Source organism: Klebsiella sp. 10-1 (assembly GCF_009758445.1).
In the GTDB taxonomy this organism is placed as follows: domain Bacteria; phylum Pseudomonadota; class Gammaproteobacteria; order Enterobacterales; family Enterobacteriaceae; genus Klebsiella; species Klebsiella scottii.
The window spans coordinates 233218-249604 of record NZ_WQRE01000007.1; the positions used below are offsets into that span (position 1 = coordinate 233218).

A 16387-nucleotide genomic window follows, 5' to 3' on the forward strand; every position below is an offset into this window, starting at 1 on the left:
GGCCGCCAGCCTGCCGGCCGGGAACGTCGCTTAGCGGTGGTGCCAGTCGCGATCCGGACCGTGGTCGCGATCGTCGCGATCGCGTTCGCGCTGGTGATAACGGCGATCGTCATGCGGATGCCAGCGATCGTCGCGCCAGTCGTAATGGCGTCCCCACCACTCACGATCGCGCCAGTGGCCACCGTCCCAATAGTTGCCGGAGTTATCGCGATCGCCGATCTGCAGTTTTACGGCCGGAATCAGCGTAATTTCAGCGGCGTGGACGGCCGCAGGAGCCACCAGCAGCATCGAAAGCGCAAGGATCACAGATTTCAGCTTTGACATAGGTTTCCCCTTTGTTAACAGTGCCCGTGATGGGTCGATAGCCAAAGGTTAACCCTGCGCAACGGCGCTTGTTATTCTCCGCAATCCTATTCTTCAGCCCCCGGCATTTATTGATAATTCATGCATAATTTCTCCTTTTTTGGCCATAAAAAAACCGGGCGCCCTGGCCCGGTTTGAGAAATAAACAACGTCTGTAGCCGCCGTTACGCTTTCGCCATCATCAGCTCGCGCAGCGCCGCATAGTCCGCAGGCAGGTTATGCGACAGCAGCGGCAGGTCGGCGCGATCGGCCAGCTCTTTCGGCAGCGGCAGCGTCTCCTGCAGGATCTCTTCAACGCTCTCCTTGAACTTCGCCGGATGCGCGGTACCGAGGAACAGGCCGTATTCGCCCGGCTGCAGCTGGTCGCGCAGCGCGCGCCAGGCGATAGCCGCATGCGGCTCCGAGGTGTAGCCGATGGCTTTCAGCTCGCGCATCGCCTCTTTGGTCGTCTCGTCGTCCACGGTCGCGTATCCCAGCTCGTTCAGACGCCAGGTTTTACGGCGGAACAGCTCTTCCACACGCGGCCAGTTGTTTGGCTGGCTGACGTCCATAGCGTTGGACAGCGTCGCCTGAGTGACCTTCGGCGCCCAGTTGCCATCCTGCAGGAAGCGAGGAACGGTATCGTTGGCGTTGGTGGCCGCGATAAAGCGCTTAACCGGCAGGCCCAAAGACTTCGCCAGCAGGCCGGCGGTCAGGTCGCCGAAGTTGCCGCTGGGGACCGAAATCACCAGCTGATTACGCGCTTCCTGAGGCAGCTGCGCGATCGCTTCGAAGTAGTAGCAAATCTGCGCCAGAAGACGGCTGATGTTAATCGAGTTGGCGGAGTTCAGGCCCAGCGCAGCTTTCAGCTCTTCGTCGTCAAAGGCCTGTTTAACCAGCGCCTGGCAGGCGTCAAAGTCGCCGTCGATGGCCACGGTTTCAATGTTGCCGCCCAGGGTGCAGAACAGCTTCTCCTGCAGCGGGCTAATCTTGCCGCGCGGATAGAGAATCACCACCTTCACGTTTGGCAGACCGTAGAACGCGTGGGCTACCGCCGCGCCGGTATCGCCGGACGTCGCCGTCAGGATAGTCACCGGTTTGTCGCCTGCGATATGGGTCAGCATCTGGGCCATGAAACGGCCGCCGAAGTCTTTAAACGCCAGCGTCGGGCCGTGGAACAGCTCGAGGCAGCCGATGTCATCCTGCACCTTGCTGACCGGCGCCGGAAAGGTGAAGGCCGCGCCGATACGCTCCTGCAGGACCGCCTGCGGGATCTCATCGGCAATAAATGCCGACAGGATCTTAGCGCTGCGGGTGACAAAATCCAGCGCCAGCATGTCATCGATTTCCGTCAGGCTAAATTCCGGCAGATCGTGCGGGAAGAACAGCCCCTGATGCTTGCCAAGCCCCTGCGTTACGGCCTGCGCAAAGCTGACCTGTTCGTTATGATCTTTTAAGTTATAGAGTTTCATTGGTTATCCCACTACTCGTGCGCCCGCCGTGTCCAGCCGGCAAATATGAACAAAGCCTTCGTGATTCTGCAGATAATGCGTACCCAGCCAGTCGGCGACGCGCTGCGCGGTTTCCGGCTTATCGCACAACGCAAACAGCGTCGGACCAGAGCCGGAGATCCCACAGGCCTGCGCGCCAATCTCCATTGCCGCCTGCCGCGCTTCGCTGAAGCCCGGCAGCAGTTTGGTGCGATAGGGTTCGGCAATCACATCTTTCATCAGTTTCGCTGCCAGCTGCGGCTGGCGGGTATAGCAGGCGTGAATAAAGCCCGCCAGATGACGGCCGTGAGCAATACAGTCCTGCCGGCGATACTGGGCCGGCAGGATGGCGCGCGCTTCCGCCGTCGAGACTTTAATGCCAGGGTAGGCCAGTACCCACAGCCACTCGTCAAAACCGGGCACCTGCTGGCTGATGATGTCGTTTTCTTCGATCATCAGCTGCATTCCGCCCAGATAGCACGGCGCGACGTTGTCATAGTGAATGCTGCCGGAGATGCGCCCTTCCATCTCACCCATTAGCGCCAGCATCCGCGTTTCGTTCAGCGGCTTGCCGCAGAATTCATTCATCGCCACCAGCGCCGCCACCACCGAACAGGCGCTGGAGCCGAGGCCGGAGCCAATCGGCATATTTTTTTCCAGCACCATCGCCACCGGAACCTTCCGGCCAATTTCTTCGCAGAAACGCTCCCAGCACTGATAAACGATATTTTCCTGCGCCGCCGCCGGCAGTTTGCTGGCAAAGCGACCCACGTTTTGCAGGCTGAAGCTTGCGGCAGCCTCAACCGAGACGTTGTCCCCCAGCAGCGTACCGTCAACCGGCGTGACCGCCGCGCCCAGGACATCAAACCCGACGCTCATATTGGCACTGGAAGCCGGGGCATATACTTTGACCATCTTAAACTCCTAACTTCCATGACAGGGTACGCAGCAGGTCGGCAAATACGCCGGCAGCCGTCACATCGTTACCCGCGCCATAGCCGCGCAGCACCAGTGGCAGCGGCTGATAATAGTGGCTGTAAAAAGCCAGCGCGTTCTCACCGTTTTTCACTTTAAACAGCGGATCGTTCCCGTCAACCGCGGCGATTTTCACGCGGCAGGTTCCATCCTCTTCGATATTGCCGACGTAACGCAAGACTTTACCTTCATCGCGCGCTTTCGCCACCCGGGAAGCAAATTCGTTATCCAGCGTTGGCAGACGCGCCATAAAGCTCTCAACGTCGCCGCTGGCATCAAACCCTTCAGGCAGAGCCGACTCAACGATAATGTCCGACAGCTCCAGCTCACGTCCGGTCTCACGGGCCAGGATCAGCAGCTTGCGGGCAACGTCGACGCCGGAGAGATCGTCGCGAGGATCCGGTTCGGTATAGCCCATATCCCGCGCCAGCGTCGTCGCCGCAGAGAGCGTCATCCCCTCGTCCAGCTTGCCGAAGATAAACGACAGCGAACCGGAGAGGATGCCGGAGAAGTGCAGCAGTTCGTCGCCGGCATTGAGCAGGTTCTGCAGGTTCTCGATAACCGGCAGGCCGGCGCCGACGTTGGTGTCGTAGAGGAATTTACGTCTTGAGCTGCTCGCCGCGTGGCGCAGCTGGTGATAGTAATCCAGCGACGAGGTGTTCGCCTTTTTATTCGGCGTCACCACGTGGAAACCTTCGCGCAGGAAATCGGCATACTGATCGGCGACCGCCTGGCTGGAGGTACAGTCAACGATCACCGGGTTCAGCAGATGATACTCTTTCACCAGGCGGATCAGGCGGCCCAGGTTAAGCGACTCTTTCGCTTCGGCCAGCTCAGCGCGCCAGTTTTCCAGATTCAGACCGTGCACGTTGGTCAGCAGAGCCTGGGAATTTGCGACGCCGCACACCCGCAGGTCGATATGCTTGTTCTTCAGCCAGCCCTGCTGACGCTTGATTTGCTCGATCAGCGCGCCGCCAACGCCGCCAACGCCGATAACGAACACCTCGATGACCTGGTCGGTGTTGAACAGCATCTGGTGGGTTACGCGTACCCCGGTGGTGGCATCGTCATTGCTGACCACCACGGAAATGGAGCGTTCGGAAGAGCCCTGGGCAATCGCCACGATATTGATATTGGCGCGAGCCAGCGCCGCGAAGAACTTGGCTGAAATACCGCGCAGGGTGCGCATACCGTCGCCGACAACGGAAATGATAGCCAGGCGATCCATGATCGACAGCGGCTCCAGCTGCCCCTCTTTCAGCTCCAGATAAAACTCCTCCTCCATCACCCGTTTTGCCCGGGCGCAGTCGCTTTGCGGCACGCAGAAGCTGATGCTGTACTCGGAAGAGGACTGGGTGATCAGGACCACCGAAATGCCGGCGCGTGACATGGTGGCGAAGACGCGGGCGGCCATGCCGACCATCCCCTTCATCCCCGGACCGGAGACGTTGAACATCGCCATATTATTAAGGTTAGAGATCCCCTTAACCGGCAGGCCGTCTTCATCAAGGCTGGCGCCGATAAGCGTACCCGGCGCCTGCGGATTGCCGGTATTTTTAATCAGGCAGGGGATCTGGAACTGAGCGATAGGCGCAATGGTGCGCGGGTGCAGAACCTTGGCGCCGAAGTAGGAGAGCTCCATCGCTTCCTGATAAGACATCGACTTCAGCAGGCGAGCATCCGGTACCTGGCGCGGATCGCAGGTGTAAACGCCGTCGACGTCGGTCCAGATTTCACAACAGTCGGCGCGCAGGCAGGCGGCGAGTACGGCGGCAGAATAGTCGGAGCCGTTACGGCCGAGAACCACCAGCTCGCCCTTTTCGTTACCGGCAGTAAAACCGGCCATCAGCACCATATGGTCTGCAGGAATCTGGCTGGCGGTAATGCGGCGGGTAGATTCGGCGATATCGACGGTGGATTCCAGATAATGACCCACGGCCAGCAGTTTTTCGACGGGATTAATCACGCTGACCTTATGACCACGCGCTTCGAGAAGGCCGGCCATAATCGCGATGGAGAGCTTTTCTCCGCGGCAAATCAGCGCAGCGTTGACGCTATCCGGGCACTGGCCAAGCAGGCTGATGCCGTGCAGCACGTGCTTTATCTGGGCAAACTCCTGCTCGACGAAGGTTTTCAACTGCGCCAGCGCAAAACCCGGCTGAGCATCGGCGAGACCCTGCAGCAGTTCGGCAAAAATGCGTTCAGCATCAGCGATATTGGTGAGCGCGTCCTGACCGCCGATGGTTTTTTCAATCATCGCGACCAGATGGTTGGTAATTTTCGCCGGGGCAGACAGTACGGTCGCTACCTGCCCCTGCCTGGCATTGCTCTCCAGAATATCGGCAACACGCAGAAAACGTTCTGCATTTGCCACTGATGTACCGCCGAACTTCAACACGCGCATGGTTGTTACCCCTAGATTTTTTGTCGAAAAAAAAGCCCGCACTGTTCAGGTGCGGGCTTTTTTCTGTGTTTCCTGTACGCGTCAGCCCGCACCGTTACCTGTGGTAATAGTGGTGGTGATAATCGTTGTAATCATGCCGATGCGTTTCATGGATGTTGTGTACTCTGTAATTTTTATCTGTCTGTGTCCTGTGCCTATATTGGTTAAAGTATCTGCCGGCTTAAGTCAATGAATTTCTGCTTTTCGCCGGTTTTGACGCACCTGGACAATGCGCCAAAATGCACCGGTCATTCATCCCTGTTCGCACAGTCTCGCGCCTTCAATCAGCAGAAAAAACCATACCTAAAACTTATGACAGAACTTTACTCCGGAAGGTTTTTTTCAATATCGTGCAGCAAACGATGGAGCATCGCCGTATCACGCTGCTGCAAAAGTCCAATCCGCTGCTGTAGCCAATCGGTGAGTTTTACGTCTTCTGCAACGCCAAGTCGGGTCAACAGATCCAGGGTCCGCAATCGCAGCGCCTGCAGCTGGTTTTCATCGACGCTCGCGCAAACGGCGGACGCCTGCTGAACCAGGGAGGTCAGCTGATAGCAGTAGACCATCACCGACTGGCCGAGATTGAGCGACGGGTAGTCGGCGACCATCGGCACGCCGGTCAAAACGTCGGCAAGGGCCAGCTCCTCGTTGGTCAAGCCGGAATCTTCCCGGCCAAACACCAGCGCCGCGTGGTTCATCCACTGCGCCTTTTCCTCCATCAGCGGCAGGAGCTGCTGCGGGGTGGCGTAGTAATGGAAGCGCGCCCGGCTGCGGGCCGTGGTGGCGACCGTAAAATCGACATCGTGCAGCGCCTGCTCCAGCGTTGAATAAGTGCTTATATTATCGAGAATATCTCCTGAACCATGGGCGACCCAGCGCGCCGCAGGCTGCAAATGGGCATCGCTTTCAACGATCCGCATATCGCTAAAACCCATCGTTTTCATCGCTCGCGCGGCCGCGCCAACGTTCTCTGCCCGAGCCGGGGATACTAATACAATAGATACGCGCATTGTGCTTCTCTTCTACTCTCTCAGGGGGCGAAAATGAAAGCTACCCTTCATTTTACGCGGCGAAAATTTACAAATTTGCAACAAATATCACTAAAATTGCGTTCGATCACCCATAAAAAAAACTAAACTATTTCCAACCAACCGCGACACGAGGTATGTTAACAGAACGCTTTTATCCATATGTTTGCCAATGATATTTCGCGTCGGATACCGTTTCAGGCATTGGATTCAGCATATTTATCAGTTTCTCCACGCAACCATTTGAGCTGTGTAAGATTTGTAACTATAAATAGCATTTCAATACGATGATTTCACAAGACTGTTAACGTGCTACAATTGAACTTGATATATGTCAACGAAGCGTAGTTTTATTGGGTGTTCAGCCTCTCTTAGCCTGTTATATTGCTGTTAAAATGGTTAGGATGACAGCCGTTTTTGACACCGTCGGGTCCAGAGGGAAAGTACCCACGACCAAGCTAATGATGTTGTTGACGTTGATGGAAAGTGCATCAAGAACGCAATTACGTACTTTAGTCATGTTACGCCGGACATGTTAATTTGCGACATGTACCAGGCAGGTCAGGGACTTTGGTACTTCCTGTTTCGATTTAGTTGGCAATTTAGGTAGCAAACATGCAGACCCCGCACATTCTTATCGTTGAAGACGAGTTGGTAACACGCAACACGTTAAAAAGTATTTTCGAAGCAGAAGGTTATGATGTGTTCGAAGCGACCGATGGCGCGGAAATGCATCAGATCCTGTCTGAAAATGATATCAACCTGGTAATCATGGATATTAACCTGCCGGGTAAAAATGGTCTCCTGCTGGCGCGTGAACTGCGCGAACAGGCGGACGTCGCGCTGATGTTCCTTACCGGCCGCGATAATGAAGTTGATAAGATTTTGGGCCTCGAAATTGGCGCAGATGACTATATCACCAAGCCATTCAACCCACGTGAACTGACTATTCGCGCGCGCAACCTGCTCTCCCGTACCATGAATCTGGGTACCGTAAGCGAAGAACGTCGCAGCGTAGAAAGCTACAAGTTCAACGGCTGGGAACTGGATATCAACAGCCGTTCTCTGGTTAGCCCGAACGGTGAGCAGTACAAGCTGCCGCGCAGTGAATTCCGCGCAATGCTGCACTTCTGCGAAAACCCGGGCAAAATCCAGTCGCGTGCTGAACTGCTGAAGAAAATGACCGGCCGTGAGCTTAAGCCGCACGACCGTACCGTAGACGTGACCATCCGTCGCATTCGTAAGCACTTTGAATCTACTCCGGATACGCCGGAAATCATCGCTACCATTCACGGTGAAGGTTACCGCTTCTGTGGCGATCTGCAGGAATAATTAAGTATTCCCGCAGCAATAACGTAAAACGGCGCTCAAGGCGCCGTTTTTTTATTTCCAGATCCTGAGATTATCGTCACTCTCACCGTCCGGTTGCTCCGCTTTTTTCGGCTTCTGAGACGATAGCGCCTACCGGTCAAGGCGGCGGGCCAGGAGCATCAACGCACTTCACGCCAGCAGCAATGCTGCATCTTCCATCAGCGAAATACGCGTCCAGGCTAGTGCAGCAGCGTGTTGATTCATCGCGAAGGCTAACGGCGCCATGTAGCCAGTGCCTTCCCTGCTATTTATTCCACGGCATGATCGGCACGGCGCTGAGCGCATTCTTCGGCGATCCGTCGACGACCTTATCCGAATAGCTCATGTAGATCAGGGCATTGCGCTTGCTATCGTAAAAACGGACAACCTGCAGTTTTTTAAACACCAGCGAGGTGCGTTTCTGGAACACGACTTCGCCCTGAGACTTGCCGTTTTTGATTTTATCGGTCAGTTCAATCGGCCCGACCTGCTGGCAGGAGATCGCCGCGTCAGAGGTGTCTTCAGCAAGCCCCAGACCGCCCTTAATGCCGCCGGTTTTCGCCCGGCTGATATAGCAGGTGACGTTCTGCACGTCCGGATCGTCGAAGGCTTCAACGACGATCTTATGGTCCGGGCCAAAGAATTTGAAGACGGTATCCACCGAACCAATCTGTTCCGCCTGAGCCGCCTGGCAGCCGGCCAGTAAAAGCAGTCCGATCATTAACTTCTTGTATTTCATATTGTTACCATTTTTTAGATTTTCCCCGAGCGATGATTATTGGCTCAATGGAAAAGGTTTATAGATCACAGCTTTACAAAAATAGCAGGAGTGTTCGCTGACACATCGCATTTAAAGGCAAAAAAAACACTGAATGCTAAAACATCAAAAAATGCTATTATCCGCTACCTTAGTAGCAGGCACCTAAGTTTAAGGATGAGGACATTTTATGGATCAAGCAGGGATTATTCGCGATCTCCTTAGCTGGCTGGAAGGTCACCTGGATCAGCCGCTGTCATTGGACAATGTGGCTGCGAAGGCCGGTTATTCCAAGTGGCATTTGCAAAGAATGTTCAAAGACGTGACCGGCCATGCTATAGGTGCCTATATCCGCGCGCGCCGTTTATCAAAATCGGCGGTGGCGCTGCGCCTGACCGCGCGTCCGATCCTCGACATCGCGTTACAGTACCGCTTCGACTCCCAGCAGACGTTTACCCGAGCGTTTAAAAAACAGTTCTCTGTGACGCCTGCGCTCTACCGCCGCTCCCCTGACTGGAGCGCTTACGGTATGCGTCCTCCGCTGCGTCTGGGCGAATTCACCATGCCGCAGCATGAGTTTATCACCCTGAGCAATACGCCGCTGATTGGCGTGACCCAGAGCTATACCTGTAAGCTGGAGGAGATCTCTGACTTCCGTAACCAGATGCGCGTGCAGTTCTGGCGAGACTTCCTCGGCAACTCGCCGTCGATTCCGCCCACGCTCTACGGCCTGCATGAACCGCGTCCAAGTCTTGAGAAAGATGACGAGCAGGAGGTCTTCTATACCACCGCCGTGACGCCGGAGATGGCCAACGGTCACCTGCATAATTCGCATCCAATCGCCCTGGAAGGCGGTGAATATGTGATGTTCACCTATGAAGGATTAGGGACCGGGCTGCAGGAGTTTATCCTGACGGTTTACGGCACCTGCATGCCGATGCTGAACCTCACCCGCCGCAAGGGCCTGGATATCGAACGCTTCTTCCCTGAGGATGAAAGCCGGGATCAGGATACGCCGATTCAGCTACGCTGCGAGTACCTGATCCCAATCCGCCGCTAGCGCTGCAGCTCATCCATCGCGGGGGCATCAAGATGCGAAATATCCCCCGCGGTTTCAACCACCCAGCCTGAAGCCAGCCACGGGCTTTGCTGATAATCAACGCGCGAAATTGAACAGTTACGCAGGCGCAGCCGCCGCTCGGCGTGCGCAGGCAGGCCAAGAATCGTGCTGACCAGACAGCCCAACGCCATGCCGTGACTCACCAGCAGCGGACGGCTCCCTTCAGGCAGCTCCAGGCAGGATGCCAGGGCCGCGTGCATACGCTGGCTAAGCTCCTCCATCGACTCGCCTTGCGGAATACGCCCGTCCGGGGTGCCGTTAACCAGCTGACGACGCCAGTCCTCCTCCTCCGCGCTCAGCGAATCGATATGGCGTTTCTCAAGAACCCCCATATCCAGCTCGCGCAGGCGTGAATCAAGGATGACGCTACAGCCGCAGGCTTCCGCGATAATTTCTGCCGTTCGGCGCGTACGCCCTAAATCGCTGGCAATAATATGCGTAATGTCCAGCGTTCTGGCGCGTTCGCCAACCTGCCAGGCCTGACGCTCACCGTGGGCGGTTAGCGGACTGTCGGACTGGCCCTGAATACGTCGCTCGGCGTTCCACTGCGTTTCACCGTGGCGAACAAGGTGTACCTGTAACATGCTTTTTATCCGTTCTGTGCTCTTCACAATTTCGGCTACCGGGCCGGTGCCCTGCAGCGAAAACGATTTGGAGTATACTGCGATGACGTTAATTTATTCTGAGTTGTTTGATTATGCACCATGTTGTCTCAGCTACCACTAATCCCGCCAAAATTCAGGCAATTCTGCAGGCTTTTAACGAGATCTTCGGCGAAGGATCCTGCCACATTGAGTCCGTCTCCGTCGAGAGCGGCGTGCCGGAACAGCCGTTTGGTAACGACGAAACGCGCGCTGGCGCACGAAATCGGGTCACGAATGCGCGGGCTGCGCGCCCGGATGCCGATTTCTGGGTCGCCATCGAGGCTGGAATCGATGACGGCAGTACGTTTAGCTGGGTCGTCATCGAAAATAGCCTGCAGCGCGGTGAAGCGCGATCGGCCACTCTGCCGCTGCCGGCGGCGATCCTCGAACAGGTCCGCGCCGGCGCAGCCTTAGGGCCGGTGATGTCACAGCATACCGGCATCGATGAAATTGGCCGCAAGGAGGGGGCTATCGGCATCTTTACCGCCGGTAAACTTACGCGCAGCAGCGTTTATCATCAGGCGGTAGTGCTGGCGCTTAGTCCGTTTCATAACGCTATTTATCGTTAACGTTCAGCAGCGCCTGTTCCAGCCACTGTCGCAGCTCGGCGGGCGCAGATTTCAGGCTGTTAGAGCCGCGGGTGATGGTGGCAATCCCGGCGCCGAGCTCGCTTTTCAGCTCGCGCTGGCTCATCTCCCCGCGCAAAAGCTCTTCAATAATCCGCACGCGGGTGCCCAGCGCTTCGCGCTCGTCGGGCGTCAGCATCAGCTGCAGCAGCGGCAGGTGCAGATCGTCGGCGTACGCCTGCTGAAGTAAGGCCACGAAGCGAAGCCACTCCTGATGACGTTGTTCGGCCACCGCCGCTGAATAAGGGGATTGTTGGGTCATGTTGCGCCGCCATGTTAAGGCCGGCGGCCCGAGCCGCCGATCGTTTGTACTCATTAACGAGTACAAAGCATAGCATACTCCGGTCAATACTCTATGGATTTCGGGCGGCATAGCAAAATGCTATGTCGCCCGCAGACCGCTCGCGTTAGTAACGCTGCTGCCACTCCGCATCGCTGAGCATTCCCGCTTTCTCTCCCATGAAGTAGCGATAGTAAGCGTCATAGGAGAGCACGTTCTTCACGTAGCCGCGCGTTTCCGAGAACGGGATGCTCTCGATAAACGCCACCGCGTCGATCCGCCCGGCGCTATTGCTCCGCCAGGTGCGCACCCGTCCAGGCCCGGCGTTATAGGCGGCGGAAGCGTAAATACGGTTATTGCCGAACTGCTGATAAACGTACTGCAGATAGCTGGTGCCAATATTGATATTGGTTTCCGGATCCAGCAGCTGCGATGGGCCGCCGTAGCCGGCAATATTAAACATCCCAACCGTATGGGTGGCGGTGCCCGGCATAATCTGCATCAGGCCGCTGGCGCCAACCGGCGAGCGGACCTTCGGGTTCCAGGCGCTCTCCTGACGGGCAATCGCCATGGCGTAGCTTTGCGTAATATCCTTGCCGCTGATATAGCGGGAGAAAAGATCGTTGTAGGCCAACGGGAAGCGCTCTTCCAGCTGATCCCACAGCTTCCCGGCGATCGTCGCCTGGACGCTAAGATCCCACCAGTGCTGGTTGAAGGCATAGCGCGCCAGCTGGGCCTGCTGATCTTTGGTCCGGCTGGTCACCAGGTTGGCCCACTCGCTGCGCGCGGTGTTGTCCATATTCCAGTACATCAGCTCGCGTACCCTGGCCATTTCCGGCCCCGAGGTCAGCGCCGAATCGAGGGTTGCGGGCGCCTTATCGATCCGGAAGGTGAACTCTTCGCCCAGCCGCTGGGCGGCAATCATCGGGTAGAAACCGCGCTGCTGCATCAGCGAACGGAGGATGGCTTTCGCTTCATCATCACGCCCGCGCTCCAGCAGCAAATCCGCCTGCCAGTAGCGCCACTCGTCTTTCTCTTTGGCCTCCATCGGCAGGCGCGCCAGCCAGGTGTTCAGGCCGTGGCGATCGCCGGTTCCCAGCGCCATGCGCACGCGTCGCTCCACCAGCGGCGTGGACTGAGAACGCATAATTGCGTCATCACGCCAGACCGCCTGCTCGTCGGTAACGTCGGTGCCCATCAGGCGCCAGGCCACGATATCCCGCAGCGCCTGGGTTTGATCGTCATTGAGCTGCTGTGCCTGGACCAACGACGGGATCATCAGCCGGGCGTTTTCGACGTCCTGACGCGCCACGCTCTCAAAGGCCACCGCCGCCATCTGACGGGTGAAATCGGTAGCCCCGGTGGTGCGGGCAAAATTCATCACGGTATTCGGATCGTTGGCCAGCGCCACAATCGCGGAAGAGATGGTCTGATACTCAGGCGGCATCTGCTGCGCCAGCGATCGCACCAGGCTGGTGTTGCCCGCCTTCATCGCCAGACGGATGCGTTCGAGCCAGGCCAGCGGGTCCTGCTGGCCGGAAGCGCGCCAGGCGCTAAACAGCGCATCGCACGCGTTGGGCTGACTTTTACCGGTGAGCCACAGCGTTTTTGCGCCGTCCCAGGCCTCCTGCGCCTGACCCACGCTCAGCTTCGCATAGTAATAATTACACTGCGCTTCGGTGCTGGTCGGCTTGTCGGGGCTAAACGCCAGCAGCCCTTGCCAGTCGCTGCGACGGGCCAGTTCATTGACGAAGCGCGATTTCAGGGAGCGGGCGGGCGGAAGCGTGGGGTTAGCCTCAATAAAATTTTTCACCACCAGCGCCGGCTGGTTCATCAGATCATCGGTTATCTGCCGGTACTGGAGGTACGGGTATAACGGATAGGTCGACAGCGTGGGCATCAGCTCATCGACGACCGACATCTGCCGGCCGTCCCACGCCTGCTTAATTTGGGCATAGCGGCTGCGCTGTTCATCCAGTGAATCCGCATGCGCCAGCTGGCTAAGCGTCAGCAGACTTACGCCGGCAGCCAGAAGGCGCCACGCCGTAGTTTTGGCCTTTTCCACAAGCTATTCCCCTATTTAAGTCCATCAGAGCAGCATCGTGCCGCTTTTAAAATATTCCGGTATCGCTTTAGATATGCTAACCAGACAACGCCAAACGCGCCACGTCCTGAACATTTTTTTACTCTTCTGTGAATCCCATCGCCTCTCTGGGATTAAAGCGCGAAAAAGGCTACACTTCGCCTTTGAAAACTATTCACTACCCTACTCAAAATCATTCCGGCTGAGGCAGCCTGAAGGGTGAAGAGTATATAAAAGAGGCGAAGTCCAACGTGGCTCAATTCGTTTATACCATGCATCGTGTCGGCAAAGTGGTTCCGCCGAAACGTCATATTTTGAAAAATATCTCCCTGAGCTTCTTCCCTGGGGCGAAGATCGGCGTTCTCGGCCTGAACGGCGCCGGTAAGTCCACCCTGCTGCGCATTATGGCCGGTATCGATACCGATATCGAAGGCGAAGCCCGCCCGCAGCCGGGCCTTAAGATTGGCTACCTGCCGCAGGAGCCGAAGCTTAACCCGGAGCAGACCGTTCGCGAGTCCGTGGAAGAAGCGGTTGCCGAAGTGGTTAACGCGCTGAAAGGCCTCGATGAGGTGTACGCTAAGTACGCTGAGCCGGATGCCGACTTCGATAAACTCGCCGCCCAGCAGGGCAAGTTTGAGGAGATTATCCAGGCGCACGACGGCCACAACCTGAACGTGCAGCTCGAGCGTGCGGCCGACGCCCTGCGCCTGCCGGACTGGGATGCCAAAATCGCTAACCTGTCCGGTGGTGAACGCCGCCGCGTGGCTCTGTGCCGCCTGCTGCTGGAAAAGCCGGACATGCTGCTGCTCGACGAACCGACCAACCACCTGGATGCCGAATCCGTGGCCTGGCTGGAACGCTTCCTGCACGACTTCGAAGGAACCGTTGTGGCCATTACCCACGACCGTTACTTCCTTGATAACGTTGCCGGCTGGATCCTCGAGCTCGACCGCGGTGAAGGCATTCCGTGGGAAGGCAACTACTCCTCCTGGCTGGAGCAGAAAGATCAGCGCCTGGCCCAGGAAGCCTCTCAGGAAGCGGCGCGCCGCAAGTCCATTGAGAAAGAGCTGGAGTGGGTCCGCCAGGGCGCGAAAGGCCGTCAGTCTAAGGGCAAAGCCCGTCTGGCGCGCTTCGAAGAGCTTAACAGCGTTGAATACCAGAAACGTAACGAAACTAACGAACTGTTTATTCCGCCTGGAGCACGTCTGGGGGATAAAGTCGTTGAAGTCACCAACCTGCGTAAATCCTACGGCGATCGCCTGCTGATTGACGACCTGAACTTCTCGGTACCGAAAGGAGCCATCGTCGGGATCATCGGGCCAAACGGCGCGGGTAAATCCACCCTGTTCCGCATGATGTCGGGTCAGGAACAGCCTGATGCCGGTTCTATCACCCTGGGTGATACCGTTAAGCTGGCCTCCGTCGATCAGTTCCGTGACGCTATGGATAACAGCAAAACCGTTTGGGAAGAGGTTTCCGGCGGGCTGGATATCATGAAGATCGGCAACACCGAGATGCCGAGCCGCGCCTACGTTGGCCGCTTTAACTTCAAAGGTGTCGATCAGGGCAAACGCGTCGGCGAGCTGTCCGGCGGTGAGCGCGGTCGTCTGCACCTGGCGAAACTGCTGCAGGTTGGCGGTAACGTTCTGCTGCTCGATGAACCAACCAACGACCTGGATATCGAAACCCTGCGCGCGTTAGAAAACGCCCTGCTGGAGTTCCCGGGCTGCGCGATGGTTATCTCGCACGACCGCTGGTTCCTTGACCGCGTAGCGACCCACATTCTGGACTACCAGGATGAAGGTAAGGTGGAGTTCTTCGAAGGTAACTTTACCGAATACGAAGAGTACAAGAAGCGCACCCTCGGCGCCGATGCGCTGGAACCGAAGCGCATCAAGTACAAACGTATCGCCAAGTAATAAGAACAGGTAATAAAAAACGGGTGGCCAGGCCACCCGTTTTTCTATCCCACGCCATCGCGGTCGTTAGCCCGGCTCGCCCATCAGCTGTTTCACCAGCTCGACGCAGCGCAGAAAGCGCGTATCGTAGTCCGCCTCTTTCACGTGCACGAAGTTTATTTCGTTCTCTTTAAGCAACGACACCAGCAGGGTCTGGAACTCCGTACGATCCACCGAGCTTCCCAGACTGCGTAAACCGTCGGCCACCCACGGCGTATTGTTCTCCAGCAGGATAACCAGGTCGAAACGGTACTCGTCGATCAGCGCCTGGACGAAGGGATGCTCGCGGCCTTCATACTTCAGACAAAATGCCTGGGTACTGACGAAATCGGTATCGATGAACGCCACTTTATTGGCATATTTCACAGCGAAATCAATGTACTGAGCGTGTCCGAGCGCAATTTTATCATAGTCAGAATACTGCAGCGCCATCTCGTCGCCGCCCAGATGCGAGAAGACGTAGTCCCGACCGTACTCCCAGGCGCTGGTGGTATTGAAGATGTTGGCCAGCTTATTGACCAGCGTCGATTTACCGCTCGATTCGCCGCCGAGGATCGCCACCGTGCGCACGAAGAACGGCTTCACTTCGGTGGGGATATATTCCCAGTAGCGGAACGGGTTTTCACGAATCTGCCCGCCGCTGATGTTCATAAAGGTTCGCTTAGGATCGATCAGTACCGTTTCGATCCCCAGCTGCTCCAGATACTGCGGCGCGTCGGACTCTTCTGAGGAATAGATCCAGTTTGGCTGAATGCCCTTCTCGTCCATAAAGGCGCGGATCCCTCGGCTCCAGACGTCCCAGCCGTGCGGATAAGGCTCCATCCCCTCTTCATTAAAGGCGTGAATGCGGATGTTTTTCTGATACTTGAACGTTTGCAGCAGCCAGCGCAGACGGTCGGGCACCGTCGGCTGCTGCGACATGGCGCTCTCTTCAAACAGCTGGCGGTCGCGGGTATCGTCATAGCCCATGATGATATGCAGCTCGTCTACCTGACTGCAGGCGCGCTGGATCAAATAGATATGGCCGGTATGCAGCGGGTAAAACTTACCAAACACCACGCCGACGCTTTTCTGCCGACGCGGGAACTCAAGGCCGAGAAAGCGGTGCAGAGCTTCCAGCTTCTGCGCGCTCGGGCTTTTAATTTTCGCATTCAGCAACTGGCTCAGATAGCCTTTGGTCATCCCGCTGGCTTCAGCCACCTGCTGCAGCGTGCAGCCTTTTTGCTTAATCGCGGTTTTGAGATAGTCGAACGATGACACAAGAGCCTCCTGCTTTAGCAATACTGAAAAA

The 16387-nt window shown here is 56.8% G+C and carries 16 protein-coding genes and 1 other annotated feature; of the genes, 4 read left to right on the forward strand and 12 right to left on the reverse strand.

The features are described from left to right. Positions 1-30: 30 nt before the first annotated feature. From GO007_RS22730 to yjjY, 7 genes are all read right to left on the reverse strand, one after another. Complete coding sequence (locus GO007_RS22730; protein ID WP_095103903.1) at positions 31-324, reverse strand: DUF2502 domain-containing protein; 294 nt, start codon at positions 322-324, stop codon at positions 31-33. Between the two features lie 203 nt (positions 325-527). Beyond that, positions 528-1814, reverse strand: a complete 1287-nt coding sequence (gene thrC / locus GO007_RS22735) for a threonine synthase (protein ID WP_095103905.1) — start codon at positions 1812-1814, stop codon at positions 528-530. A gap of 3 nt (positions 1815-1817) precedes the next feature. Further along, complete coding sequence (gene thrB / locus GO007_RS22740; RefSeq protein ID WP_041143968.1) at positions 1818-2747, reverse strand: homoserine kinase; 930 nt, start codon at positions 2745-2747, stop codon at positions 1818-1820. Between the two features lies 1 nt (position 2748). Continuing rightward, positions 2749-5211 (reverse strand): bifunctional aspartate kinase/homoserine dehydrogenase I, encoded by a 2463-nt coding sequence (thrA, locus tag GO007_RS22745; protein ID WP_095103907.1) that lies wholly within the window; start codon positions 5209-5211, stop codon positions 2749-2751. A gap of 25 nt (positions 5212-5236) precedes the next feature. After that, positions 5237-5354, reverse strand: a sequence feature (Thr leader region). After that, on the reverse strand, positions 5293-5361 hold the full coding sequence (thrL, locus tag GO007_RS22750; protein ID WP_071845000.1) for a thr operon leader peptide: 69 nt from the start codon (positions 5359-5361) through the stop codon (positions 5293-5295). (Overlaps the previous feature by 62 nt.) A 212-nt stretch (positions 5362-5573) precedes the next feature. Continuing rightward, complete coding sequence (locus GO007_RS22755; protein WP_095103909.1) at positions 5574-6260, reverse strand: tRNA/rRNA methyltransferase; 687 nt, start codon at positions 6258-6260, stop codon at positions 5574-5576. A 397-nt stretch (positions 6261-6657) separates the two neighbouring features. Continuing rightward, positions 6658-6798 (reverse strand): YjjY family protein, encoded by a 141-nt coding sequence (yjjY, locus tag GO007_RS22760; RefSeq protein WP_049268126.1) that lies wholly within the window; start codon positions 6796-6798, stop codon positions 6658-6660. Between the two features lie 95 nt (positions 6799-6893). Between yjjY and arcA the strand changes: the two genes are divergently transcribed. Then, positions 6894-7610, forward strand: a complete 717-nt coding sequence (arcA, locus tag GO007_RS22765) for a two-component system response regulator ArcA (RefSeq protein ID WP_002887843.1) — start codon at positions 6894-6896, stop codon at positions 7608-7610. 283 nt (positions 7611-7893) lie between these two features. Here arcA and creA read toward each other — a convergent pair whose 3' ends face one another. After that, on the reverse strand, positions 7894-8367 hold the full coding sequence (gene creA, locus GO007_RS22770) for a protein CreA (protein WP_095103911.1): 474 nt from the start codon (positions 8365-8367) through the stop codon (positions 7894-7896). Positions 8368-8575: 208 nt separating this feature from the next. Between creA and robA the strand changes: the two genes are divergently transcribed. After that, complete coding sequence (gene robA / locus GO007_RS22775; protein WP_095103913.1) at positions 8576-9445, forward strand: MDR efflux pump AcrAB transcriptional activator RobA; 870 nt, start codon at positions 8576-8578, stop codon at positions 9443-9445. On the opposite strand, the gene gpmB is transcribed toward robA, so the two are convergent. Further along, on the reverse strand, positions 9442-10089 hold the full coding sequence (gene gpmB, locus GO007_RS22780; protein WP_095103915.1) for a 2,3-diphosphoglycerate-dependent phosphoglycerate mutase GpmB: 648 nt from the start codon (positions 10087-10089) through the stop codon (positions 9442-9444). The genes robA and gpmB overlap by 4 nt on opposite strands. A gap of 113 nt (positions 10090-10202) precedes the next feature. On the opposite strand from gpmB, the gene yjjX reads away from it, so the two are divergent. Continuing rightward, entirely contained in the window at positions 10203-10718 is a 516-nt protein-coding gene (gene yjjX / locus GO007_RS22785; protein WP_095103917.1) for an inosine/xanthosine triphosphatase, read from the forward strand. Here yjjX and trpR read toward each other — a convergent pair. Further along, a complete protein-coding gene (gene trpR, locus GO007_RS22790) occupies positions 10705-11037 on the reverse strand; it encodes a trp operon repressor (RefSeq protein ID WP_095103919.1) in 333 nt (110 codons plus the stop codon). The two genes, yjjX and trpR, sit on opposite strands and share 14 nt — an antisense overlap. 145 nt (positions 11038-11182) lie before the next feature. Then, on the reverse strand, positions 11183-13120 hold the full coding sequence (gene sltY / locus GO007_RS22795; protein WP_095103921.1) for a murein transglycosylase: 1938 nt from the start codon (positions 13118-13120) through the stop codon (positions 11183-11185). 269 nt (positions 13121-13389) lie between these two features. Here sltY and ettA point away from each other — a divergent pair, with 269 nt between their 5' ends. Next, entirely contained in the window at positions 13390-15057 is a 1668-nt protein-coding gene (gene ettA / locus GO007_RS22800) for an energy-dependent translational throttle protein EttA (RefSeq protein ID WP_041143956.1), read from the forward strand. 66 nt (positions 15058-15123) lie between these two features. Here the strand turns inward: ettA and nadR are convergent, their stop codons facing one another. Further along, the gene (gene nadR / locus GO007_RS22805; RefSeq protein ID WP_095103923.1) at positions 15124-16356 is read right to left on the reverse strand and encodes a multifunctional transcriptional regulator/nicotinamide-nucleotide adenylyltransferase/ribosylnicotinamide kinase NadR; all 1233 of its coding nucleotides are present in this window, start codon (positions 16354-16356) and stop codon (positions 15124-15126) included. Positions 16357-16387 lie beyond the last annotated feature (31 nt).

Excerpts from the sequence above, each read along its gene's own strand:
- trpR (WP_095103919.1), bottom strand. The coding sequence starts at position 11,037 with ATGACCCAACAATCCCCTTATTCAGCGGCGGTGGCCGAACAACGTCAT.
- yjjY (WP_049268126.1), bottom strand. The coding sequence starts at position 6,798 with ATGACTAAAGTACGTAATTGCGTTCTTGATGCACTTTCCATCAACGTC.
- thrC (WP_095103905.1), bottom strand. The coding sequence starts at position 1,814 with ATGAAACTCTATAACTTAAAAGATCATAACGAACAGGTCAGCTTTGCG.
- GO007_RS22755 (WP_095103909.1), bottom strand. The coding sequence starts at position 6,260 with ATGCGCGTATCTATTGTATTAGTATCCCCGGCTCGGGCAGAGAACGTT.
- arcA (WP_002887843.1), top strand. The coding sequence starts at position 6,894 with ATGCAGACCCCGCACATTCTTATCGTTGAAGACGAGTTGGTAACACGC.
- creA (WP_095103911.1), bottom strand. The coding sequence starts at position 8,367 with ATGAAATACAAGAAGTTAATGATCGGACTGCTTTTACTGGCCGGCTGC.
- robA (WP_095103913.1), top strand. The coding sequence starts at position 8,576 with ATGGATCAAGCAGGGATTATTCGCGATCTCCTTAGCTGGCTGGAAGGT.
- yjjX (WP_095103917.1), top strand. The coding sequence starts at position 10,203 with ATGCACCATGTTGTCTCAGCTACCACTAATCCCGCCAAAATTCAGGCA.
- thrA (WP_095103907.1), bottom strand. The coding sequence starts at position 5,211 with ATGCGCGTGTTGAAGTTCGGCGGTACATCAGTGGCAAATGCAGAACGT.
- thrB (WP_041143968.1), bottom strand. The coding sequence starts at position 2,747 with ATGGTCAAAGTATATGCCCCGGCTTCCAGTGCCAATATGAGCGTCGGG.
- GO007_RS22730 (WP_095103903.1), bottom strand. The coding sequence starts at position 324 with ATGTCAAAGCTGAAATCTGTGATCCTTGCGCTTTCGATGCTGCTGGTG.
- gpmB (WP_095103915.1), bottom strand. The coding sequence starts at position 10,089 with ATGTTACAGGTACACCTTGTTCGCCACGGTGAAACGCAGTGGAACGCC.